General features: G+C 64.1%; 20 protein-coding genes and 1 tRNA gene. 8 read left to right on the forward strand and 13 right to left on the reverse strand.

Going from position 1 to position 21006, the window contains the following annotated elements:
• Window positions 1-187 precede the first annotated feature (187 nt).
• The 5 genes from E5673_RS16625 (at window position 188) to E5673_RS20245 (ending at window position 4513) form a co-directional block, all read left to right on the forward strand.
• Window positions 188-1165 (forward strand): RcnB family protein, encoded by a 978-nt coding sequence (locus tag E5673_RS16625; RefSeq protein WP_136190859.1) that lies wholly within the window; start codon window positions 188-190, stop codon window positions 1163-1165.
• 101 nt (window positions 1166-1266) lie between these two features.
• A complete protein-coding gene (locus tag E5673_RS16630; protein WP_136190860.1) occupies window positions 1267-1950 on the forward strand; it encodes a 2OG-Fe(II) oxygenase in 684 nt (227 codons plus the stop codon).
• Window positions 1951-2380: 430 nt separating this feature from the next.
• Entirely contained in the window at window positions 2381-4144 is a 1764-nt protein-coding gene (gene recJ, locus E5673_RS16635) for a single-stranded-DNA-specific exonuclease RecJ (RefSeq protein ID WP_136190861.1), read from the forward strand.
• Between the two features lie 47 nt (window positions 4145-4191).
• Window positions 4192-4266, forward strand: a tRNA-Glu gene (locus E5673_RS16640).
• A gap of 94 nt (window positions 4267-4360) precedes the next feature.
• Window positions 4361-4513: a DUF6538 domain-containing protein gene (locus tag E5673_RS20245; RefSeq protein WP_348769869.1), complete on the forward strand. Its 153-nt coding sequence runs from the start codon at window positions 4361-4363 to the stop codon at window positions 4511-4513.
• Window positions 4514-4807: 294 nt separating this feature from the next.
• Here the strand turns inward: E5673_RS20245 and E5673_RS19865 are convergent, their stop codons facing one another.
• Entirely contained in the window at window positions 4808-5056 is a 249-nt protein-coding gene (locus E5673_RS19865) for a DUF2239 family protein (protein WP_210731761.1), read from the reverse strand.
• 615 nt (window positions 5057-5671) lie between these two features.
• Here E5673_RS19865 and asd point away from each other — a divergent pair.
• Window positions 5672-6523, forward strand: coding sequence for an archaetidylserine decarboxylase (gene asd, locus E5673_RS16650; RefSeq protein WP_136190862.1), 852 nt, complete (start codon window positions 5672-5674; stop codon window positions 6521-6523).
• A 186-nt stretch (window positions 6524-6709) separates the two neighbouring features.
• On the opposite strand, the gene E5673_RS16655 is transcribed toward asd, so the two are convergent.
• Window positions 6710-7075, reverse strand: coding sequence for a cupin domain-containing protein (locus E5673_RS16655; protein ID WP_136190863.1), 366 nt, complete (start codon window positions 7073-7075; stop codon window positions 6710-6712).
• A 220-nt stretch (window positions 7076-7295) separates the two neighbouring features.
• Window positions 7296-7952 carry a TetR/AcrR family transcriptional regulator gene (locus tag E5673_RS16660; RefSeq protein ID WP_210731762.1) on the reverse strand — a complete coding sequence of 219 codons (657 nt, stop codon included), beginning with the start codon at window positions 7950-7952 and terminating at the stop codon, window positions 7296-7298.
• Between the two features lie 81 nt (window positions 7953-8033).
• Here E5673_RS16660 and E5673_RS16665 point away from each other — a divergent pair, with 81 nt between their 5' ends.
• Window positions 8034-8996 (forward strand): chlorophyllase, encoded by a 963-nt coding sequence (locus tag E5673_RS16665; RefSeq protein ID WP_136190864.1) that lies wholly within the window; start codon window positions 8034-8036, stop codon window positions 8994-8996.
• Window positions 8997-9222: 226 nt separating this feature from the next.
• On the opposite strand, the gene E5673_RS16670 is transcribed toward E5673_RS16665, so the two are convergent.
• From E5673_RS16670 to E5673_RS16715, 10 genes are all read right to left on the reverse strand, one after another.
• Window positions 9223-9423, reverse strand: coding sequence for a hypothetical protein (locus E5673_RS16670; RefSeq protein ID WP_136190865.1), 201 nt, complete (start codon window positions 9421-9423; stop codon window positions 9223-9225).
• 493 nt (window positions 9424-9916) lie between these two features.
• Window positions 9917-10774, reverse strand: coding sequence for an SDR family NAD(P)-dependent oxidoreductase (locus E5673_RS16675; RefSeq protein WP_136190866.1), 858 nt, complete (start codon window positions 10772-10774; stop codon window positions 9917-9919).
• Window positions 10771-12372, reverse strand: a complete 1602-nt coding sequence (locus E5673_RS16680; protein WP_136190867.1) for an NAD(P)/FAD-dependent oxidoreductase — start codon at window positions 12370-12372, stop codon at window positions 10771-10773. The genes E5673_RS16675 and E5673_RS16680 overlap by 4 nt, the downstream gene beginning before the upstream one ends.
• 44 nt (window positions 12373-12416) lie before the next feature.
• Entirely contained in the window at window positions 12417-12938 is a 522-nt protein-coding gene (locus E5673_RS16685) for a DUF1254 domain-containing protein (protein ID WP_136190868.1), read from the reverse strand.
• Window positions 12935-13537: a DUF1214 domain-containing protein gene (locus tag E5673_RS16690; protein WP_136190869.1), complete on the reverse strand. Its 603-nt coding sequence runs from the start codon at window positions 13535-13537 to the stop codon at window positions 12935-12937. The genes E5673_RS16685 and E5673_RS16690 overlap by 4 nt, the downstream gene beginning before the upstream one ends.
• A gap of 83 nt (window positions 13538-13620) precedes the next feature.
• Window positions 13621-15594: an alkyl sulfatase dimerization domain-containing protein gene (locus E5673_RS16695; RefSeq protein WP_136190870.1), complete on the reverse strand. Its 1974-nt coding sequence runs from the start codon at window positions 15592-15594 to the stop codon at window positions 13621-13623.
• Window positions 15546-16490, reverse strand: a complete 945-nt coding sequence (locus E5673_RS16700; RefSeq protein WP_136190871.1) for a hypothetical protein — start codon at window positions 16488-16490, stop codon at window positions 15546-15548. Before E5673_RS16700 ends, E5673_RS16695 begins: the two co-directional genes overlap by 49 nt.
• Before the next feature lie 267 nt (window positions 16491-16757).
• The gene (locus tag E5673_RS16705; RefSeq protein WP_136190872.1) at window positions 16758-17414 is read right to left on the reverse strand and encodes an RcnB family protein; all 657 of its coding nucleotides are present in this window, start codon (window positions 17412-17414) and stop codon (window positions 16758-16760) included.
• Window positions 17415-17542: 128 nt separating this feature from the next.
• Window positions 17543-18973 (reverse strand): ATP-binding protein, encoded by a 1431-nt coding sequence (locus E5673_RS16710; protein WP_136190873.1) that lies wholly within the window; start codon window positions 18971-18973, stop codon window positions 17543-17545.
• Window positions 18970-19698, reverse strand: a complete 729-nt coding sequence (locus E5673_RS16715) for a response regulator (protein WP_136190874.1) — start codon at window positions 19696-19698, stop codon at window positions 18970-18972. Before E5673_RS16715 ends, E5673_RS16710 begins: the two co-directional genes overlap by 4 nt.
• Before the next feature lie 744 nt (window positions 19699-20442).
• On the opposite strand from E5673_RS16715, the gene E5673_RS16720 reads away from it, so the two are divergent.
• The gene (locus tag E5673_RS16720) at window positions 20443-20865 is read left to right on the forward strand and encodes an EF-hand domain-containing protein (protein WP_136190875.1); all 423 of its coding nucleotides are present in this window, start codon (window positions 20443-20445) and stop codon (window positions 20863-20865) included.
• The last annotated feature ends 141 nt before the right edge of the window (window positions 20866-21006 follow it).

Here is a 21006-nt window from a genome sequence, read left to right on the forward strand (position 1 = left end):
AGCCCCAACTGGGCCCCGGCCTTCGCCGGGGAGGCGGCTACTATGCGATGCAGCTATCAACCGCCCGCCCTGCACCTAAATCTGTCTAATCGCTGACGAACCCATTCAGCCTCGCCACACACCGCAACGTCTAGAACCAACCCATCATAGGAGCCGGCTCGTGCGCCGGCAGTCGAGGACGACGGCGATGACGGGCAAGTTTCTCAAACTCTTGATGGCGGCTTCCGCGTTGGTGCCGGCAACCATGATGGCATCGACCGCGACGGCGCAACAGGTCGACCAGGACCGTGGTGATCGTGGCCAGCGTCCTGACCGGGGGCAGCGTCAGGATCGTGGCGATCGGGGCTCACGTCCAGATGGGCAACCCTTTCAGCAGCAGCGCCCCGACCGCCCCGCCGCGCCCGACCAAGGCCAGCGCCCGCAACGCGCCGATCTCGGCACGCAACCGCAAGTCCGCGGCGACCGTCCCGATGGTCAAGCCCGTCCCGATTGGAACGGTCAGCGCGGCGGACAGCGTGGCGACCGTCAGGCTTGGAACGGTCAGCGCGGCGCCGGCCAAGGCTGGAACGGCCAGACCCGTCCCGACCCGCAGGCCGGTCAAAACCGCCCCGACTGGAACCGCGACCAGGGACGCCCCGGTTTCGATCGCGGTAACCAGCAAGCGGATCGCGGCCAGTTCGATCGCAACGGTGGACGCGGCGATTGGCGTAACGACGGACGCAACGACAACCGCGACGACTGGCGCAACGGCGGCCGCGATCGCTATCAGAACCGCCAGCCCAACCGCGCCTACGGCAACGTCCAGGGCTATGGTCGCGGCGGCTACAACCAGGGTCACTATAACCAGGGCGGCGCATGGAACCGTGGCTGGCGTAACGACAACCGCTATGCCTGGAGCAACTACCGCGCATCCAACCGCGGCGCGTACCACCTCCCGCGCTACTATGCGCCGAGCGGCTGGGGATCGGGCTATCGTCGCTTCGGCGTCGGCTTTTCGCTGAACAGCATTCTCTACAACCAGAATTACTGGATCCAGGACCCGTACACCTACCGCCTGCCCGAGGCGTACGGCCCGTATCGCTGGGTGCGCTATTACAACGACGCGTTGCTGGTCGACCTCGACAGCGGCCGCGTGGTCGACACGGTGTACGACATCTTCTGGTAGGCTCCGGCCTACTGTCACGCAGTAACAGGGGAGAGCCCCGCGGTGGTGAAGATCACCGCGGGGCTCTTGCGTTTTGAAGGGACTTCGCCAAATCCTGCGGCGTGGGTATCTTTTCAAAAGCCAAGAAGGTCGATCCGGCCGCGGCAGTCCGCCAGGCCTTCGGATCGCAGGTCGCCGCGCGTCTCGACGCCAATCCCGCGGTGCAGCGCATCGCGATGGACACGGTGCAATTCTATTACCAAGACAAGTTCCTCGATCCCGCGACCTGCAAGCAGCTGATCGCGGTGATCGATTCGAAGCGACGGCCGTCGACCTTGCTGTCCGATCGCCCGAACAGCAATTTCCGCACCAGCGAAAGCTGCGACATGGATCGCTGGTCGCTCGAGGTGCAGCCGACCGACGAGGCGATCGCGACCTTGCTCGGGATCGACCTGCTCCACGGCGAGACGATGCAGGGCCAGCGCTATGCCCCCGGCCAGCAATTCCGCGCGCACCATGACTATTTCCACGAGTCCGAAAGCTATTGGGCCAGAATGCAGGAGCAAGGCGGCCAGCGCACCTGGACCGCGATGGTGTTCCTCAACGACGTCCCCGAAGGCGGCGCGACGTGGTTCCCGCAGGCGGGCGTGAAGATTGCGCCGAAACGCGGCATGCTGCTCGCGTGGAACAACATGAACCCGGATGGGACGCCCAACGGGCTGACGCTGCACGAGGGTATGCCGGTGGTCGAGGGCGTGAAGTATATCGTGACGAAGTGGTTTCGCGAGCGTCCCTGGATGAAGTGAGGGGCTTGAGTAGACCGACTCCAACATCGCTCGCCTCCCCTATTGCGGATCCGCCCGGCGCGGATTCCTTATGTTGCCCCCCCCGTTCGTCCTGAGTAGTCGTCGAGTAGGCGCCGCAGGCGGCGTATCGAGACGACGTATCGAAGGACAGGTTGGCGCACGAAACGCATGCTTCGATACGCGCCCTCGATACGCTTCTACGAAGCTACTCGGTCCCTACTCGGCGCGAACAGAATTTGGGGACTTCCTTCCTCGGCCGCCCGCAATTGCGAACTAGCGCCAAACTGTTTCCCCGCGAAGGCGGGGACCCAGACTGGACTCCCGCCTTCGCGGGAGACCATGACGCGAGTGGTGCACGCGGTTGCCAGATCGCCCTAACCACGCGTCCCTCCCCGCTCGACAAACCCCTCACAGCCACTACGTCCGAGACATGACAGTTCTCGGCGTAACCTCTTCCATCCTCGGCCAACCCTGGCGCTGGCGCGCGCTTGCCGCAGACGGCCGGGACGGTTTCGGGATCAACGGTTCGGGCGACGACCTCGTCACGCAGCTCCTCCTGGCCCGAGGCTGCCCCCGCGATGCGCTCGACGCGCACCGCACGCCGTCGATCCGCGCGTTCATGCCCGATCCGTCGATCTTCCGCGACATGGACCGCGCCGCCGAGCGCCTCGCCGACGCCGTGCAGGCGCACGAACAGGTCGCGATCTTCGGCGATTACGACGTCGATGGCGCCACCTCCGCCGCGCTGATGGTCCTCGTCCTCCGCGATCTCGGCATAGAGGCGCGCCCGTACATCCCCGACCGCCTGCTCGAAGGCTATGGCCCGACGGGCGAAGCGCTCGTCCGCCTCGCCGGCGAAGGCGCCACGCTGATCGTCACGGTCGACTGCGGCGCACAGGCGTTCGACGCGCTCGATGCCGCCCGCGACGCGAAGGTCGACGTCATCGTCATCGACCACCACAAATGCTCGACCGCGCTTCCGCACGCGCTCGCGCTGGTAAACCCCAACCGCCTCGACGAGACCGAAGGCGCGGCCCACGGCCACCTCGCCGCCGTCGGCATGTGCTTCCTCGCCGCCGCCGCTCTAGTCCGCACGCTCCGCGCGCGCGGCTTCTTCAAGGACCGCGCCGAGCCCAAGCTGATCGACCTGCTAGACATCGTCGCGCTAGGCACCGTCGCCGACGTCGCCCAACTTCGCGGCCTCAACCGCGCGTTCGTGTCGCAGGGCCTCAAGGTCATGGGCGCGCGCAAGAACATCGGTGTCGCCGCGCTGATCGAGGCCTCGCGCCTGACGCGCAACCCGACCTGCACCGACCTCGGCTTCGCGCTCGGCCCGCGCATTAACGCCGGCGGCCGAGTCGGTCGCGCAGACCTCGGTGTCCGCCTGCTCACCACCCAGGACCCCGACGAAGCCCGCCAGATCGCCACCGAACTCGACCACCTCAACGAAGAACGCCGCGCGATCGAAACAGCCGTGCAGGAGGCCGCCGACCTCCTCTCCAGCCGCGACCGCGCGGTCGCCGTCGTCGCCGGCCATGGCTGGCACCCCGGCGTGATCGGCATCGTTGCCGGTCGCCTCAAGGAAAAGCTCGGTCGCCCGGCGATCGTCATCGCAATCGACGAGAACGGCATCGGCAAGGGCTCCGGCCGCTCGATCCCCGGCGTAGACCTCGGCGCAGCGGTGATGGCTGCCCGCGAACACGGACTGCTGGTGGCGGGCGGGGGCCACGCGATGGCCGCCGGCCTGACGATCGCCAAAGCCGCGATTCCCGCCTTCACCAACTTCCTCGAAGAGCGCCTAGCTGCCGCGGTCGAACGCTCTAATGGCGACCGCGCGCTACTGCTCGACGCGGTGCTGGCGGCAGGCGGCGTCAACCCCGGCCTCGTCGACTCGATGGAGGCCGGCGGCCCCTATGGGATGGGTTGGCCAGCCCCGCGCGTTGCGATGGGCCCGGTCCGCGTCATCAAGGCGGACGTGGTCGGCAACGGCCATGTCCGCACGATCGTCGCCGGCGACGACGGCCGCAACATCAAGGCGATGGCATTCCGCTCGGCCGAAAGCGCGCTAGGCCAAGCGCTGCTGGGCGCCGCCCCCCACCGCAAGCTCTGGCTCGCCGGCCGCGCGAAGATCGACGACTGGTCCTCGCGGCCGTCCGCGGAATTACACGTCGAAGATGCCGCCTGGGCCGATTGAGGGGTTGACGCATCGGCGGCTTCCTTTTAGGCGCCTCCAACCACGCAGGCCCCTTCGTCTAGCGGTTAGGACGCGGCCCTTTCACGGCTGAAGCACGGGTTCGATTCCCGTAGGGGTCACCATCCGCCACATTCGTGGCTGAGACGTGCGGTTAAGCCATTCGTTGCTCTTCGCCGGTACCGCGACCTGATACAGCAAGCACCGAAAATGGCCCTCATGGGGACATCCTGGAAGCACCCGACTACCGGTTTTTATTACATGCGTCGGCAGATACCCGGGAAGATGCGTCCCGCTTTTGGCGGTAAGGCGCTTTCGAAGGTGTCGCTCAACACGAAGAGCGCGGCCGCAGCCCAAATTCTGTTCCTTTAAGCCAACGCGGGTTTGAAGCAGGAGTTTGAGGAGATCCGGGTTCGGATCAAGGCAACTGGCGAACCACTTCCTTCACAGCGTGATCGGGCTCGCGACATGATCGCTGCGTACTCTCAGGGCCCCCAGCGCGATGCAAGTCAATTGGATGGCACGGAACGCCTTCTCCTGGCTCGCCTGGAGATCGACCGCGGACTTTGGAACATGACGCCACCGGGTGCTCCCCGGCTGCGGCGTCGACGACGTTCTCTCGATCGGTGGTTTGCAGCGGGCCGCTGCGTGCGCAGGCGACAATCCTCACGATCCTTCGGTTTTCAGATTGGGTTGGGCTAACGCGAGGGCATAGTCCCGAACGTCTGGCGGCCACACTGCCATCCGCCCCGCAAACGCTTTATCCGCACCAGCAAACAAGGCATGGATCGCTTCCTCGTAGCCGGGAAAATTGCCGGCCAGACCAGACAGCAAGCGATACGTGCGCTCATGTGCGGCTTTGCGATCGGTCTGGCCGCTATCTGCACGGCGCGCTTCGTCAACAAGGCGGCGCAACGCCTGCGAGGCTCCCCCCCGGCTGCGTTGCAAGCCATTCCCAATTACGCGGCGGCAGCGTCACTTCGCGCGCAACCACGCCAAGTTTTGGTCGGCCTTTCGATCGGATCGAGTTCCCTGCCAGTTCGCGCCGCGCTGTAGCTAGCGCCTCGAGTTCGCCATGTTCGGTAAATCGCTTAACGATCTCCGCCGTAGTGCCTCGAAGGTAGATCGATCACCGCGCCTGACGTATCAGCGAAGGTGAGGACGGGCCCCTGCGTGTCGGCTTCCGTCGATCGCTCATTCCCGAAATCGTCTATTTTCGCCTGAGAAACAGGAAAGATCGCGCTCAACGAATGGCCCCTATCAGGCCCCGGATCGGCACTCTTGACGTCCGGGCGTTGGCGAAACTACCCGGCAGTGCGGGGCTTCGTAAGGGATTTACGAGCAGGCATTTACGCCCTCCCTCCGCGCTGCCCGACTTTAGCCATTCGTTCAGCTTGAGGAGTGATGGTCTCGGCGCCAAGCCGGTCTACTTCCGGCGATCAGGATGCCTCGTCGCTTGAACGCGAATTGCGTAGGTCGGCCTGACCGTTCATAGCCCTACGAGGATGGTATCGACGCTCTGAGGTTCTGATGTCTGATCGCCTGCCGGTCTTACTCCAATACATATTGCCTAAGCAGCATCTCACCACGCTGGCAGGTCACATCGCCAGGGCGCATGGGGGTGCGATGACAACGCGGCTCATCCGCTGGTTCGTTGGCAAATATTCCGTCGATATGAACGAAGCCGCGGATGCGGACATTCGGAGCTACAAGAGCTTCAACGAGTTCTTCACCCGTCCCCTCAAAGCGGGGTCACGCCCTATCGCGGCTGCCGACTTTGTCTGCCCAGTCGATGGCGCAATCAGCCAGTTCGGCTCGATTGATGACCATCACATTCTACAAGCAAAGGGGCATCGGTTCACCACGACGCAGCTTGTTGGCGGCGACGCCGCACTGGCCAGTCAGTTTCGCCACGGCAGCTTCGCAAACCTGTACCTGTCCCCGAGAGACTACCACCGCCTGCACATGCCCTGCGATGGCAAGCTCACACGCATGATCTACGTCCCCGGTAAGCTTTTTTCAGTAAACCCCGTCACAGCACGCGACGTGCCGAACCTGTTTGCGCGCAACGAGCGAGTAGTTTGCGTCTTTGAATCGGTAGAGCACGGCGTATTCGTCATGGTGCTGGTGGGAGCCACCATCGTTGGAAGCATGGCGACTGTGTGGCACGGTGTAGTCAATCCTACGCGCATCAACAGGACGTCGGAGTGGGCATATACCGACCAGGACATCGTGCTGAAAAAAGGCGAGGAAATGGGCCGCTTTCTCCTTGGCTCAACGATCGTGATGTTGTGGAAGCGAGGCGCCATTGCGTTCAACGAAGACTGGGTGCCGGAACGGAATGTGCGCTTGGGCGAACTGATGGGGCAGCGCGCAACCTGAGCTTCTTGCGCCGTTGGCCGGGATGGAAAGACCCATTCCAGACACTCAGACGCTCTCTCCTACTTCCCGGATTCGGACGCTCGTTCATCTTGGCGAATTTACCGCTCTGACGTTCGGCTACCGCCTTACGAACGCCGTCATTTTGAAGCAGCGTACGTTCTCCTAAAGAGACGCTGATGAAGAGCGTCAGCTTAGCTGCTCTTTCAGGCTGCGAGTACGCGAGGTCATCTCATCGCCGGTGTGTTTGGTTTCGGCCGGCTCGATCAATAAGACCCAACACTCATCCAGTGCCACGGGATTATGCCGAATGCCGCTCGGCACTGTCAAAAAATCCCCTTTCTCGAGCTCAACCGCACAATCTTCGAACTCGATCCGCAGGGAGCCTTTGACAATATAGAACAGCTCGTCTTGCCCGTCATGGGCGTGCCAGACCAACTCGCCCTTCAGCTTTGCAGCCTTTAGTAACTGGTTGTTCTCCCGGCCGATCACCTTCGGCGACCAATAGTCGGTTACTCTATCGAACGCGGCCGCGAGTGTTGTAGGGGACAACATACCTATCTCCAGGTGGATATCGGATTGGATGCAATATAATTGAAGCGATAGACATTGGCGATCGTGCCACCGCTTTTGCTCGTCAGATTAGCTTGGCGGGCCGGCTCCTGACGACGATGCCGGTTAATATAAATATACGACGCTTCCAAACTCCTGTTTGGTGAGCGGGGAGGAAAAAGAGTAGCCGATGGGGTGGACGCATGTGGGCTGCCTGATCCGCTCACGAATGTGACTGCCGGTGGCGTAATCCATCGATCAGCAGGTTCAGGATGCGCCCGGCATGCGCAGAGCCATCTTCGCCTGTCGCCACTCCAAGATTCCCAATCGCTCGCAGCAGGTCGTAAGGCTCGACGTCGTCCCGCACTTCCTTCGTCGCTGCTGCCGCATCGAGTAGGGAAGCAAGCGCAGGCTCGAAATGCGCTCGAAAATAGGCTGGCAGCTCGTCGAACGCCGGGTCGCCAGAGTGAAGAGCGACTGCGAGGCCCTTCTTTGTCCCAAGGAATTGCGCGTACCGTTTCAGCCAACGCTCCAGCGCCTCTCCAGGCGTGTAGCGTGTCGCTAGTGTTGCCGCTTCCGCAGCGCAGGCATCGACTTCGCGGCGAAATACCGCGGCAATAAGGTCCGATCGCTTTGGAAAGCGACGGTAGAGCGTGCCCATACCGACACCGGCTCGATCTGCGATCTGCCTCACCGTCGCATCGACGCCCGCCTCCGCAAAGAGAGCTTTGGCCGCCTCCAGCACAGCGTCTTCACTGCGCTGGGCGTCAGCGCGAACGCGCCGCTTTGGTGTTCCTTCCGCGCTAGTCGCGGCCTTCTCACGTTCCGTCAAAGCACCATCCATCATAAACGGCTTGCCATACGGAGCATTGCTCCGCATATGCATATGCGGAGCAATGCTCCAGCTAGCGCGGAATAGCTGACCGGCATTGGCTTGCAAACAGATGAAGCGAGATATGACGTGAACAATCTTATCGACAAAGCTCGGCGGCTTCCCGTGAATGCGGCAGTCACAACCATCTCGATCAGCCCGGTAACTCTGTCGATCCCGGATCACGAGAGAGAACTCGAACTCCGTATTACCGCGCCGATGAGCGGTCGCGAACTCCCGATCATCCTGCTATCGCACGGACACGGTCCTTCGCTCTACATATCATCGAAGGACGGTTACGGACCGCTTGCAAGCTTCCTGGCGGAGCACGGCTTCGTCGTCATCCAGCCCACGCACGCGAATTCGAAGGTGGGCGGCCTGGCACCTGACGCACCAGGCGGCCCCCTTTTCTGGCAGGAACGCGTCCAGGAATTGACCTGCATCCTCGATCAGATGGAAACTATCGACGCATCGGTTCCAGCCCTTACCGGCCGAATTGATCACGATCGGATCGCGGCTGTCGGCCACTCACTTGGCAGCCACACCGTAAGCGTGCTGCTAGGTGCCCGCCTCAGCGACCGAGGCGAGGCAGCTCGCGACGTCGACATGCGCGACCCCCGGGTAAAGGTGGGCGTGTTGCTTGCTGGGCTAGGTCGCGGCGAAGACCTCGACGGACCTATGGGCTCGCGCTACCCCGCGCTCAGGCTCGATTTTTCCACCCTCACCACCAAGACCCTGGTCGTATCGGGGGACGCCGATGTTAGTCCGCACCTGACGACCCGCGGTGCTGACTGGCATGCAGATGCCTTTTCCGATGCCCCGGGGGGTGACAGCTTGCTGACCTTGGCGGGAGCCAAGCATGGGCTTGGCGGCATCGCCGGCTACGACGCGAAGGAGACGGACGACGAAGATCCCGACCGCCTCGGCGTCACGCAACGCATGGTTTGGGCATACCTGTGGTCGGCCCTAAACCCAGGCAATGCCGCTTGGCAGGACGCAATTTCAGCTCTCGAGAACGAAGCGACGGAGTTCGGTAAAGTAGATAGCAAATGACTTCTGCCCTGGCGCTTTTGACAACGGGCGACGGGGCAAAATCTGAAAAGAACATATCGAACTTGCCAGCCCGACCCATACCCGGACAATCTCAGGCATTTTTTAGCCCCTCAGAACTGGACGTTCGTTCATGTCGCGAAAGCCGTCCGGCGCATGCCGACAGCGGCGACGCGGGCCGTGCTGATGGGCCGGGCGGAGGGTGATTGACATACAAGTATTTGCGCATCTAGGGTGCGGCATCCATCGAGAGTGATAAGTAGAGGCGGTTGAGGGCCGCGACCCCGGCCCATAGTCCCGAAAATGCGTGCAGGCTGTCGTCGTACAGGTCGAGCTTGAACAGTCCGAACAGATTGCCGTCGGCATCGTGGAATGCGGGAACATACCCGATCGCGACGACCGCCATGAACCCGATGATAGAACCAGCCAATCCGCCGTATCGTGTCCATCGCGCCTCACCCAATCGATTGGTCTGAGCCTGACAGCCAAGCGGATCCAGTTCAACCGAAAGCCCGTTCCGCTTAACGGGGCCAACATCGCTCGTGTCGCTAACCGACGACAAGCCGTACGCAGGTACATCGGGCGCGACGACGGTGGTTATTCGTTCGATCAAATGGTGCAGCCTCGATGGTACAAGGTCACGATGACGCACCCCCTTTTCGCCGTTCGGTTTAGGCTGACAGAGTCAGGAAGACCCACAAACAGACGTTCAGCCACCCCTCCGTTCCCCAATTTGAGACGCTTGTTCATGAAGTCGGTCGCCGGAGTCCGTGAAAGCAAACAGTTCAGCATGGACGCTTCAAGCAGCGGCGTTCTCGGGTGATCGCAAGCGCCCGGCGACGTTCCAGCCTTCGATTTGAATAGCAGCGCGCTTTTTTGTCAAAACTGCCCGACGCATTGATGACAAGTCGGTGTTGGCGATTCTAACCTGCTTTTAAAGCAACGTCGTTCATGGCGCGGTGAGGTTGAGGTCCTTTGCCGCGCGCGAGCAGCGTCCAGTAGGATACCGGCATGAGACGCTCGATTACCGATGCGATTTTGGCATCAGCACCGATCAGGAGGCGGGGTTGGCGGCGAATGATCGCCTCGACGATCAGTTCGCCGGCGCGTTCAGGCTGGAGGCGGAGCAGATGGGCGGCTTTTTCCAGGTCGCTGCCGCGGTCTGCGTCGGTCATGCTGGCTGCCGGGCGCGCCGAGGTGGCGATCGCAGTGGCGACTCCGCCGGGATGGACGACCGTCACACCGATCGTGGTGTCCTTCAGTTCGTGGCGCAAAGCTTCCGAGAAACCGCGTACCGCGAACTTGCTGGCGGCATAGGCGCTTTGCCCCGGCGGTGCGATCAGGCCGAACAGGCTGGAGACGTTGACCAGCCCTGCGTCGGCGCTGCGGTGGAGCAGAGGCAGGATCGTGCGCGTCATCCTCACCACACCCCAGAAGTTGATCGCGAACAACCATTCGAACATGCTGGGGCTGAGTTGCTCGAACGTCCCGCCGAGCGCGACACCGGCGTTGTTCACGAGGATGTCGATCACCGGGTGATCGGCCGCGACGCGCGCACCGAACGCGGTGATCGCGTCGCCGTTACCAAGGTCGAGCTGATGCAGCACGACCGTGACGCCCGGCAGCAGCAGTTTCGTCTCTTCGAGCCCAGCCATATCGAGATCGACGAGAATCAACGTGCAGCCGCGGCGGGCCAGCGACACCGCTACCGCCCGACCGATCCCGCTGGCAGCGCCGGTCACGATCGCGGTCGTGCCAGCGATCGTCATACGGCGGCTCATGCCCTGCGTCGCGCACGAACGGGCATAGCTTCGAACGAGTGGGCCTCGTCCGCATTCTGATCGTCCGTGACGATCGGATCGGCAGTGCACGGCGGTAGTGCAAAGCTATCGAACATGTCCAAATCGAGCGCGGTACCGAAGCAGATCGTACCGTCCATGATCGGCGACAGGCCTATCGCCAGCGAGTCCGCGAGATAGTTCTGATGCACCCGCCACGACGGCGCATCACCCTGGAGCGGCATTACCGCAGCAGCGCGCTGGACATAGCCGGAGTTCAGCCCGACCATCGGCGTCTCGACGATCCCCGGCTCGGGCACCGCTTCGCAGGTGTCGAAACCATTCGCGTCCATCACATTGAGCAGGCGACAGACATATCGCGCCGTCAGATCGCATTTCAGCGTCCACGACGCGTTGGTATAGCCAAACGCAAAGGCCAGGTTGGGGATGCCGGCCAGCATCGCCCCCTTGTAGATCAGCCGCCCAGCCGCACTGACCGGCGCACCATCGACGGTCAGCGCGATGCCGCCAAGCATCTGGACCTTGAGACCGGTTGCCATGACGATGATATCCGCGCGCAACGTGCGCCCCGACCGGAGGCGGACGCCATCGCTCACGAAGCGGTCGATCGTATCGGTGACGATCTCCGCACTGGCATCGCGCAGGACCGCGAACAGGTCGCCATCGGTGGCCGCACAGATGCGCTGGTCCCAGGGGGCGTAACGCGGTGTGAAGTTGCGATCGACGTTGATCTTGGGACCCACCGCAGCACGCACGGCATCGATGAGCTTGGACTTCACGTAATTCGGCCAGCGCCTCGCAATGGCATAGCCGAGCATGCCGTCGGTGACGCTCCTCCACCGTATCAGGCGATCGGCCAACCTCGCCGGAAGCCAGCGTCGCAGGCGGTCGGCGAACCGATCACGCGCGGGACGAGATACGACATAGGTCGGCGAACGCTGGAGCATCGTTACGTGCGCGGCCTTTGCGGCGAGCTCCGGGACGAGCGTGATCGCGGTCGCGCCGCTGCCGACGACGACAATCCGCTTGCCCGTCCAGTCGAGCGCCTCCGGCCAGAATTGGGGAACCGCCACCTGCCCTTCATACACCGCGCGCGCGGCAAAGCTTGGAACATGGCCTTCCTCGAAGTCGTAATAGCCCGAGCACATATACAGGAACCGGCAGCGCAGCCGGCCGGCGACACCATCAGCAATATAATCGACCGTCCACCTTGCGCTGGCACTCGACCAGGCAGCCGCGGTCACCCGGTGACCGAAGCGGATCTCGCGCTCGATGTTGAACGCGCGCGCCGTGTCAGCGATATAGTCGCGGATGCTTTCGCCGCTGGCGATCGAGAGTTCACCCCGCCACGGTCGAAACGGAAAGCCGAGCGTCGCCATGTCCGAATCCGAACGGATGCCCGGATAGCGGAACAGGTCCCAGGTGCCGCCAATCGCATCGCGCGATTCGAGGATCGCATAGGTACGGTCGGGGCATTCGGTCTTCAGGCGGTATGCGGCGTCGATCCCCGAAAGCCCCGCGCCGACGATCAGCAGGTCGAGGTCGAGAAGATCAAGCGCGGCTCGGTCTGGATAGGTCATGTCGATAAGTCCTTCGGAGAGTAGAAAGGGGGCGATCTGTGAAATCAGCCGATCCTGCAGGTGCTGGCGCGCCGTGCGGCATCGATCGCGGGGAAGCTTGCCGGGTCTGCGACGAGGATCCGGATCACCGCGATGCCGCGTGCACCATCGACCCGGACCGGCTCGTAGCCGGCAGGCGCCACTTGTCCGCCGTGGATGACCGCAACGCGGAACGGACGATCCCGGGCCTCGAACCGGTTGCGGACGAAGACGGCATTGGTCTGCGCATCGAAGATCGAGAGCGCCCAATACGGCGCCGCGACCGGTACCGCGTTGATCAGCAGCGGGCCGCCCGACAGGTCGAAGGGACAGGGGGAATAGGCGAGATCGGGACTCGTGCGGACGATCTCGCGATCGGCCGGAGTCGGTGTCGCAGTATGCGCAAAATGGTTGAGGGGACCGAGCGTCGTCAGGCGGTTCATCGCCAACGCCATCAGCGTGCCCGGTGTCGCCATCAGCGTAACCTGGAAGGCGAGCGCGCCGATTGCGAGGGCGATCAAGATCGGCACGATCCAGCGCCGGATCATGCGCAATCCTCCTTAGTAATCGAAGGAAGCTGCGTTCGCGTCAGGTTGGTGGTGCCGCCACCGGCCGGCAGGTAGACGCGGAGCGTGAGATCGAAGCGGTCGATCCCGCCGGTCGGCAACCAGTGCCTTCCTTGCGCGCCGGGCGGCGGCGCCCCCACCGGCCGGGGTGCGACCACGATCTGCCAACCATCCTGCTCGGACACGGGCAGGCCAGCGCTATTGTAGGAATAGCGGCCGGACGCGTTCGCGACGAGGAACCCGTTGGTGTTGTCGTACAGTGTCAGGCTCCACCATCTGGCGGGCAGCCGCCCGCCGGTCACGCGGTAGCGGCAATGCCCGTCCAGCCTGTTCCCAGCGTCGTCGACCTGTGCCGCATAATAGCGGGCCTCACGCGCCGGCAGCGCAAGCAGACCACGCAGCGCGATGATCGCACGGGTCTGTGCACCAGCCCGCGCGGTGGCGAAATCGCTGCCGGTTTGCCACGGGCCGATCGCGCTGCTCGTACTCAGCGCGCCGGCGCGGATGGTCCTGATCGCGATCCCCGTGCCAATCAGCGCCCCGAGGGTGATGCAGAATAGAATGCGTAACCGGGGTTTCATGCCGTTGGGATCCTTATGAAGTGCGCCGAGCAGGGCGCGATGATGGAGTGCGTCAGTCACGACGCGACGGTTGAGTGCGGCGCTCACGGTGTGACGATCGCGAAGTCAGGCTGGCCGACGTCGAACCAGCCGGTGAAGGTCTTCAGCGCGCGCGGGCTACCTGAAATCCGGGCCTGTCCCGACGCGATCTTCGGGAGCAGCGACGCGCCGCCGGTCATGCTGGCGACGAGGTCGGTTCGAGCGACCGTCAGCACTGCATCGGCACCCGGCGGCGGCAACCCGGGATGGTGCAGCAGCACGCCGTTATGGACGGTCACCGTCACGCTCTCGCCGCGATCGGGAAACACGAATCCCAGCGTCAGACTTGCAGCACCCACCTTGTCGGCATCGAGCCGGACAGCGAGCATGTCGAACAGGCTGCTCGTCGGCAGCGCGGCGGTCAGGCCGCCCTGCGATATGCCGGCATGCGCCTTGCCGATCCCGAAGCGAAGCTCCTGCGCGCCCGAAAGGTAAATGTTGCGCCACAGCGCGTTCTCGCTCTGATAGGCGAGTTGCTCGTAGGAGCGGGCGAGCAGCGTGCGGGCGGCGTGGTTGCCGGGAACGGCGAAGACCAGCTTGTTGAGCAGTTCGCTCGACCACCGGTAATCGCCGTTGTCATAGGCCGTTTGGGCCAATGCCTGGACCTTGGCCGCACCACCCAGCGCAGCGACGTAACGCTGTCCGGCCTCGGTTGGCGGCAACGGTTCCAGATGAACCGGATTGCCGTCGTACCAGCCCATGTAATATTGATAGACTGCACGGGCGTTGAAGCTCAGCGAGCCATAATAGGGCCGATCATACCATTCCTGCCGAAGCGCCTTGGGTAGTATCAGGCGCGCGGCGATCTCTTCCCCGGTCAGCCCGTCATTCATCAGCCGCACGGTCTGGTCGTGCAGATAGGCATAGGCATCGCGGTGCTTGCCGAGATAGTCCGTGATCTGCGCCGCGCCGAAACGCGGCCAGCCATGACTCGTGATCAGCGTTTCGGCGCCCGCGAACATTGTCATGGATTGCGTGAGATAGCCCGCCCAGGCGCTGGCGTTGCGCACGACGGCACCGCGCGGCGTGAGAATGTTGTGCTGAGTCGGATTGGCGTTCTCGGCCAGGTCGATCACCTTCCAGTCGGGGAAGGCGATGTTCATCTCCGCGGGCGCTTCGGTGCCCGGCGTCATCTGGAAGCGGAGGCGGACGCCATCGAGCGTCATCCCCTGCCCGGTCCGCGTAACGTCGCGCGTCGGCGCCATCATCGTCTGCGTGCCGATCGACAGCGCCGGGCCGATGCCGGAAGCGATCGTTCCCAGCGCATCCTTGCGAAGATGCGTGCCGAACTGATACCGCGAACGCCGCGCCATGGCCGGACCGGCGATGACATTCTCGCCGACCGCGGCGTCGACGAAACCGGCGGGCGCGATGATCGGCGCCCGGCCGCTGTCGCGATCCTCCGCAGTGATCAGCCCGCCCGTGCCGCCGAAATGATCGACGTGCGGATGCGTATAGAGGATCGCGACGATCGGGCGTTTGCCGAGCTTCTCCGTCACTAGCGCATAGGCCGCGCGCGCGGTTTCGGTCGAGGTGAGCGTATCGATCACGAGCCAGCCGGTCTTGCCGCGGACGAACGTGATGTTGGCGAGATCGAACCCGCGCACCTGATAAATGTCGTCGGTAACGCGGAACAGACCGGTCTTGGACAGCAGTTGCGCCTGGCGCCACAGGCTGGGATTGGCGGTCGGTGGCGCCTGCCCGTTGAGGAAGCGGAAGGCGTTCAGATCCCAAACCAGCCTTCCGTCCGCCGCCTTGATCAGCGGGTCGCGGAGCGTCCCAAGATAGCCGCGCGCGGCGAAATCGAAGTCACGGCGGTCGGCGAACGGGGCGCTCGCGCGAACCGCGTCATTGTGTTTGCGCGTGGCGGCACTGGCCATGTCGAACGCGGGCGACCGGTGACCGACGCGGTAGATCCCGGCGCCGACGATCAGCAGCACCGCACTGCCGGAGGCGAGATAGGCGATCGAGCGCCGCATCCCTGGGCCTTCACAGGCACGGACTTGGCCGCCGGATCGGGGGGAACCTGGAGGGCGGGCATCGGGGTTGCAGGAAAATCGACGGCAAGATTCTGGCCGACCGGTGCCACGCGGAACGCGAACGGATAGTCTTCGCCGTTCCAGCGGATCGTGATGCCGACGTCCGGACTTGGTGCGGACGGGGTCTTGCCGCGAAGCGCGACGACCATGCCGCCCAGGCTCCCCTGCGGCGCGATCGTGGTGGTTTGCAGCGCCTCGCCGTTGAGCTGGTCGATCGTGTAGTCGAGCCGGTGGTGGATGCCGTACACGACCGCACCACCGACGCCGATCGCCGCCGCCGTGCCCATCACCGCGGCACTGTCGTCCTCCCAGGCGATCGTCCGGGAATAGCTACCATAGGGCGTGTGGGCATAGCCGTGGACGACCCCGTATTCAGGCGACGCGGTCGAGGCGATACCGGCAACGATCCCGGTCAGCATCACCACGCCGATCGTCCTGCGCTTCGCCTTGCGCTGCGCGGCGTCGACCATCTGGTCCTTGGTCAGGATCGTCGCGGGGACACCGTCGATCGTCACCATGACGTTCTCGGTGCCGAAATTGGCCGGGCCGCTGCCCGTATTATAGACCGCCACCACGAAGCTGATGGTCTTGCCGTCGACGGCGATCGGACGGATCTCGACCGCGCCGAGCGGGCGCTCCAGGTTGACGGTCGGCACGCCGCGTTCGAACCGGGCGGTCTCCATGCCGATCCGGACCGGCGCCAGCGTCTTGGTCGGCGCGGCGGTTACGGGCGATGCGATTCCGGCAATCAGGAGCGTGGTGACGAACAGCGAGAGACGCTTGGTTCGCCGCAGGGGGCCGGGATCGCTGACCGGGACGGTTCGGCTGAAGGCCATGATGAAAAATCCTTTTGGCACACCACGAGACGGCGGCGTGCGACGGTGAAAACCGTTGAAAAAGAGAAGCCAAAGCAGCGACGCGGTCCGGCGGGCGAACCGCGCGGATGGACCGCGCCGCGCCGCACACCGGCTCGGGGGAACAGCCGATGCTCGTCGACACCGCCGCCCAGGAAACGAGGCAGCACCGATGAGACGGGAAAGAGCGGGTCTGAAGCCAGAGCATGAGCTCCAGCTTCAGTTCGGGGGCCTCAACTCAGGCGCGCATCACCACACACGGGGGACGCTGCGGATGACCACGCCGGACGATCGCCGGATCAGCACCATGTTGGTGTTGACGTAGATCCAGCGATAGCCGGTCGTCGCTATCGGCAATCCGTACATTGCGGGATTGACGACCACATAGCTCTGGAACGAGGCCGGTACGGTCGATCCGACGATCCAGAGCTTGGTGCTGTAGGCAGGGGAAACCGCGTAATAGCCGTAGCTTGGCGCGTAATAATAACCCGGGCGCGGACCGACATAGCCGACGAACGCGACGTTGCCGTGCCACCAGTTCGGGTTACCGCCGGGGTAATAGACCGTCCCACCCGAATGGTGCGGCGGCGGCGGTCCGCCCGGAGGATGTCCATGTGGGCCGCCCGGCGGCGGACTAGGCGGGGGAGCATGCGGCCCGCCCGGCGGATGCCCGTTCGGGCCGCTCGGGGGATGGCCGTTGGGCCCACCCGGCGGCGGTGCGTTCGGACCACCAGGCGGGTGACCGTTGACGCCGGCTTGGGAATGGCCCTGCCATGACCCGCCATGAGAGCGTGATCCGTCGTGGGTATGGGCATGACCATTCTGGGCGACGGCGGGCGTGGCAATCAGCAGCGGAGCCAGCAGCAAGGCCAAGGTCAAACTGCGGCGCGTCGTGTCAGACGGCATTGGTTGGTGGGTAGGCATCGGGGATACTCCGGTTTCGATGACCTGGGTATCGCCCCGCTGCGCAACGCCGGCATGAGCGGTCTGTAAGAGTTTGTGTCATGCCTAATTTTATGAGGATGTCCGCGTCGTCAGGCTGCGCGGAGCGACACCCCCGCGCGAAACCCGCCCTCCGACCGGTTTTCTAAAGTCAGCGATCCGCCGTGACGCTGGACCAGCGCCAGGACGATCGCCAGCCCCAGCCCCGCTCCGCCGGTATGCCGAGCGCGCGACGTCTCAAGCCTCCGGAAAGGCTCGGTCAGGCCGGCGAGGCTGGCCTCGGGCACGCCCGGACCATCGTCCTCTACGAAGACCAGCACGAGCTCGCCGCGACGCTCCGCGCTGATGCTCGGGGTGGCGCCATAGCGCACCGCATTGTCCAGCAGGTTCGCCAGCACGCGCTGGAAGGCGATATGCGAGATGCGTGCGGGCAGGACCGCGGGCAGCGACGACAGGCCGATCCGCTCGCCAAGGTCTGCGCGATCGATCACCGTCTGCCGGATTTCCTCGGTCAGGTCGGTGGTCTCGTTGGGCAAGGCGCTGCCGGTCATCGTATCGGTCGCAAACGTCAGCGTGTCGTCGAGCAGCGCGCCCATCTCGTCGAGGTCGTTGAGCGCGAGCGCGCGCTGGCGCGGATCGCCGATATGGTCCGACCGCAGCTCGAGCCGCGTCAAATAGGTGCGAAAGTCGTGCGCGACCGCTGCCAGGATCCGCGTGCGTTCGGCGACCAGCCCGTGCAGCCGAACACGCATGGCAGCAAACGCGAAGGCGAGTTCGCGAATCTCCCGCGGCCCGCTGGTCGGCCAGATCGGCTGCGCGCCGTCGTGCCGGTCGGTCTGCACGACGCGCAGCAGCATCGCGACCGGTCGCGTCGTCTGCCGCGCGAGCAGGACGATCGCGACGATGTCGAGCAGCAGGATGAACAGCGTCAGCGGCACGATATACGACACCACGCGGCCTACCACCGGGAACCCCGCATGATCGACCGCGAGGACCATGCCGCCTCGCAACGCGACGAGCACGCGGATCGACGTATCCGACATGATCCGTCCGCCGCCGAAATCGGTCAACGCACGCCCCTGGTCCGTCTGGATCGCGAACCGCCGCGCTCCCATGACCGCGCGATAGGAGGCAGTCACCGTCGTCAGCGTCTGCGCGACGTCGTCAACCGCCGGCTCGACGACCGCCAGCTTTGCGGCCAGTCGCCCCGTCACCGCCTGCCCGATGGCATCCGGCCGGTTCGACTGGGTCATGGGGAAGGCCGCGAGCAGCGTGACGTGCTGGCCGTCGCGCGCGAACGCCCGGAGCAGATACGGACGCGCGGCGGGCGTGGACCGCTCGATCGCTTCCACCATCGCCGCAACGTCGTCGGGGTGCGGCAGCCGGAACATCGGACGACGATCCTCGCCGACACCGAAGAACACGAAATAGACGAGCGCGGTGAGGATCGCCGCATGCACCAGGATGATCGCCGCGATCCGCGTCCCGAGCATGCCGAACATGCCGCCCCCGCGTACCTTCACCGCGTCACGGCCGGCGAGAACAGATAGCCATCGCCGCGAACGGTGCGGATCATCGCGGGGTCGCGCGGGTCGTCCCCCAGTTTTCGGCGGAGGCGGCTGAGTTGCACGTCGATCGCCCGGTCGAACGGTGTCGCCCTCCGGCCGCGGGTCCAGTCGAGCAACTGGTCTCGCGTCACCACGCGGCGGGGATGCGCGACAAACGCGTGCAGCAGGTCGAACTCGCCGCTGGTCAATGCCACCGCAGCGCCGCTCGGATCGACGAGATCGCGTGAGCCGATCGCCAGCGTCCATCCGGAGAAGCGGAATATATCGTTGCCGGCATCGTCGACGGCCTCGACCACTTCGCGAGTGCGGCGCAGGATCGACCGGACCCGCGCCATCAGCTCGCGCGAATTGAACGGCTTGGCCAGATAATCGTCCGCGCCCAGCTCCAGCCCGATAATCCGGTCGATCGCATCGCCCTTGGCGGTTACCATCAGGATCGGCAGGCGCGGCGCCTGCACGCGCATCTTCTGGCATATGGTCAGTCCGTCCTCGCCGGGCAGCATAAGGTCGAGGATCAGGCAGTCGATCGTCGCGAGGTCCGCGCGGTACAGCGCCTCCGCATCGCCGAAGGCAAGCACCCGCAGCCCCTCGCGCGTGAACAGTTCCGCCATGAGGTCGCGGATACCCGGGTCGTCCTCGACCAGCGCGATGGTACCGTTGTGTCCCGGAACGTCGATCATCTGAAGCGTCTCCGAAGCGTGTTACGGTCCGTCACCAAGCCCTCACCATCCGCTTACCGGCGGACGCCAGGGTGCTCTGTGGGCAGAGACCCGCGTTGGAGCAGGACCATGACGATCCGAGAATATATATGTGCGATACTGAGGCGCGCGACGTCGCGTCGAAGTGCGCGGGGTTTCGCGATGTGGCCGTGCGCCACGTCATGGGTTGCGGCCTGCCTTTCGCTTACGCCTGCACCGGCAAATACCGAAGGACAAAGATCCCGACCACGCTCGCGCGAATGGGTAACGGTACTGGATAGTCCGTCTGAAAACATCGCCAAGCCTCCGCCAAACGTCGCCCCGCGCACGCCGTCGGCCCACTCTTTGGTCAAGCCCGTTCCGGCAAGGCGGCAGCCCACCTGTGTACCGCCCGTGGCCGGATGCCCCCCGCCCGCCACGCATCGCAGGCGACAATAAGCGCGATGCTGCGAGCGGTCGTCAGCGATTCCGACGTGACTGGAGCTAGCGTCGCTGCGTTGATGACCTCGCTCGGCCGGTAGGTCAGCCATAAAGCGTTTTATCATTCATACCGTCGCCGATTATATTCGGCCGGTTAGGAATTGTAACAGCAAGTAACCGACGCATTTGTACACCTGCAACATCTTGCAACTATCTGTTTCCAGCCCGTCGTCATGCACCATACCCAATGCAGTAGAAGGATGACGTCGGCGATCATTTGCGCCGGATAGACACTGGAGATATATCATGAAAATCGGTTCAGCTGCTATGTTCACAGTCGTTACGCTGTGGCTGACGACTCCCATACTCGCTTATGCGCAGGCCGGCGGTGGCTTGTTCGATACCGCCGATACAAACGGCGACGCCGTCGTCACGCGCGCCGAGTTCATCGCCGCGCGCGACGCGAGCTTCAACCGTATCGACCGGAACGGCGACGGCAGCATCAGCGATGCAGACTTTACCCGGATCGCGCGGTTCAAGCCCGACGTCGCGAAGTCACTGCAGGATTCACTGAAGGGCGCCGATGCGAACGGCGACGGTCGGATCACTCGCGAGGAGCTCCACGCGGCGCCAGCAAGGGCCTTCGACCTCGCGGACGAAGACAAGAACGGGTCCGTCTCACAAGCGGAACGCGCCACCGTCAAATCTGCCGTCGAGGCTCGTCGTTGACGGCCATACCTCACTGGTACTGATATCTATGTGCGGCGAGCATTCGCATGACGATGTTTCCGCGCATATCTATCCTCCGTCAGAGACCCACAAACGGACGTTCACGCTTCCTTTCCTGTTCACCAACTTCTGCCGTTCGTT

Source organism: Sphingomonas sp. PAMC26645 (assembly GCF_004795835.1).
Classification (GTDB): Bacteria; Pseudomonadota; Alphaproteobacteria; order Sphingomonadales; family Sphingomonadaceae; genus Sphingomonas.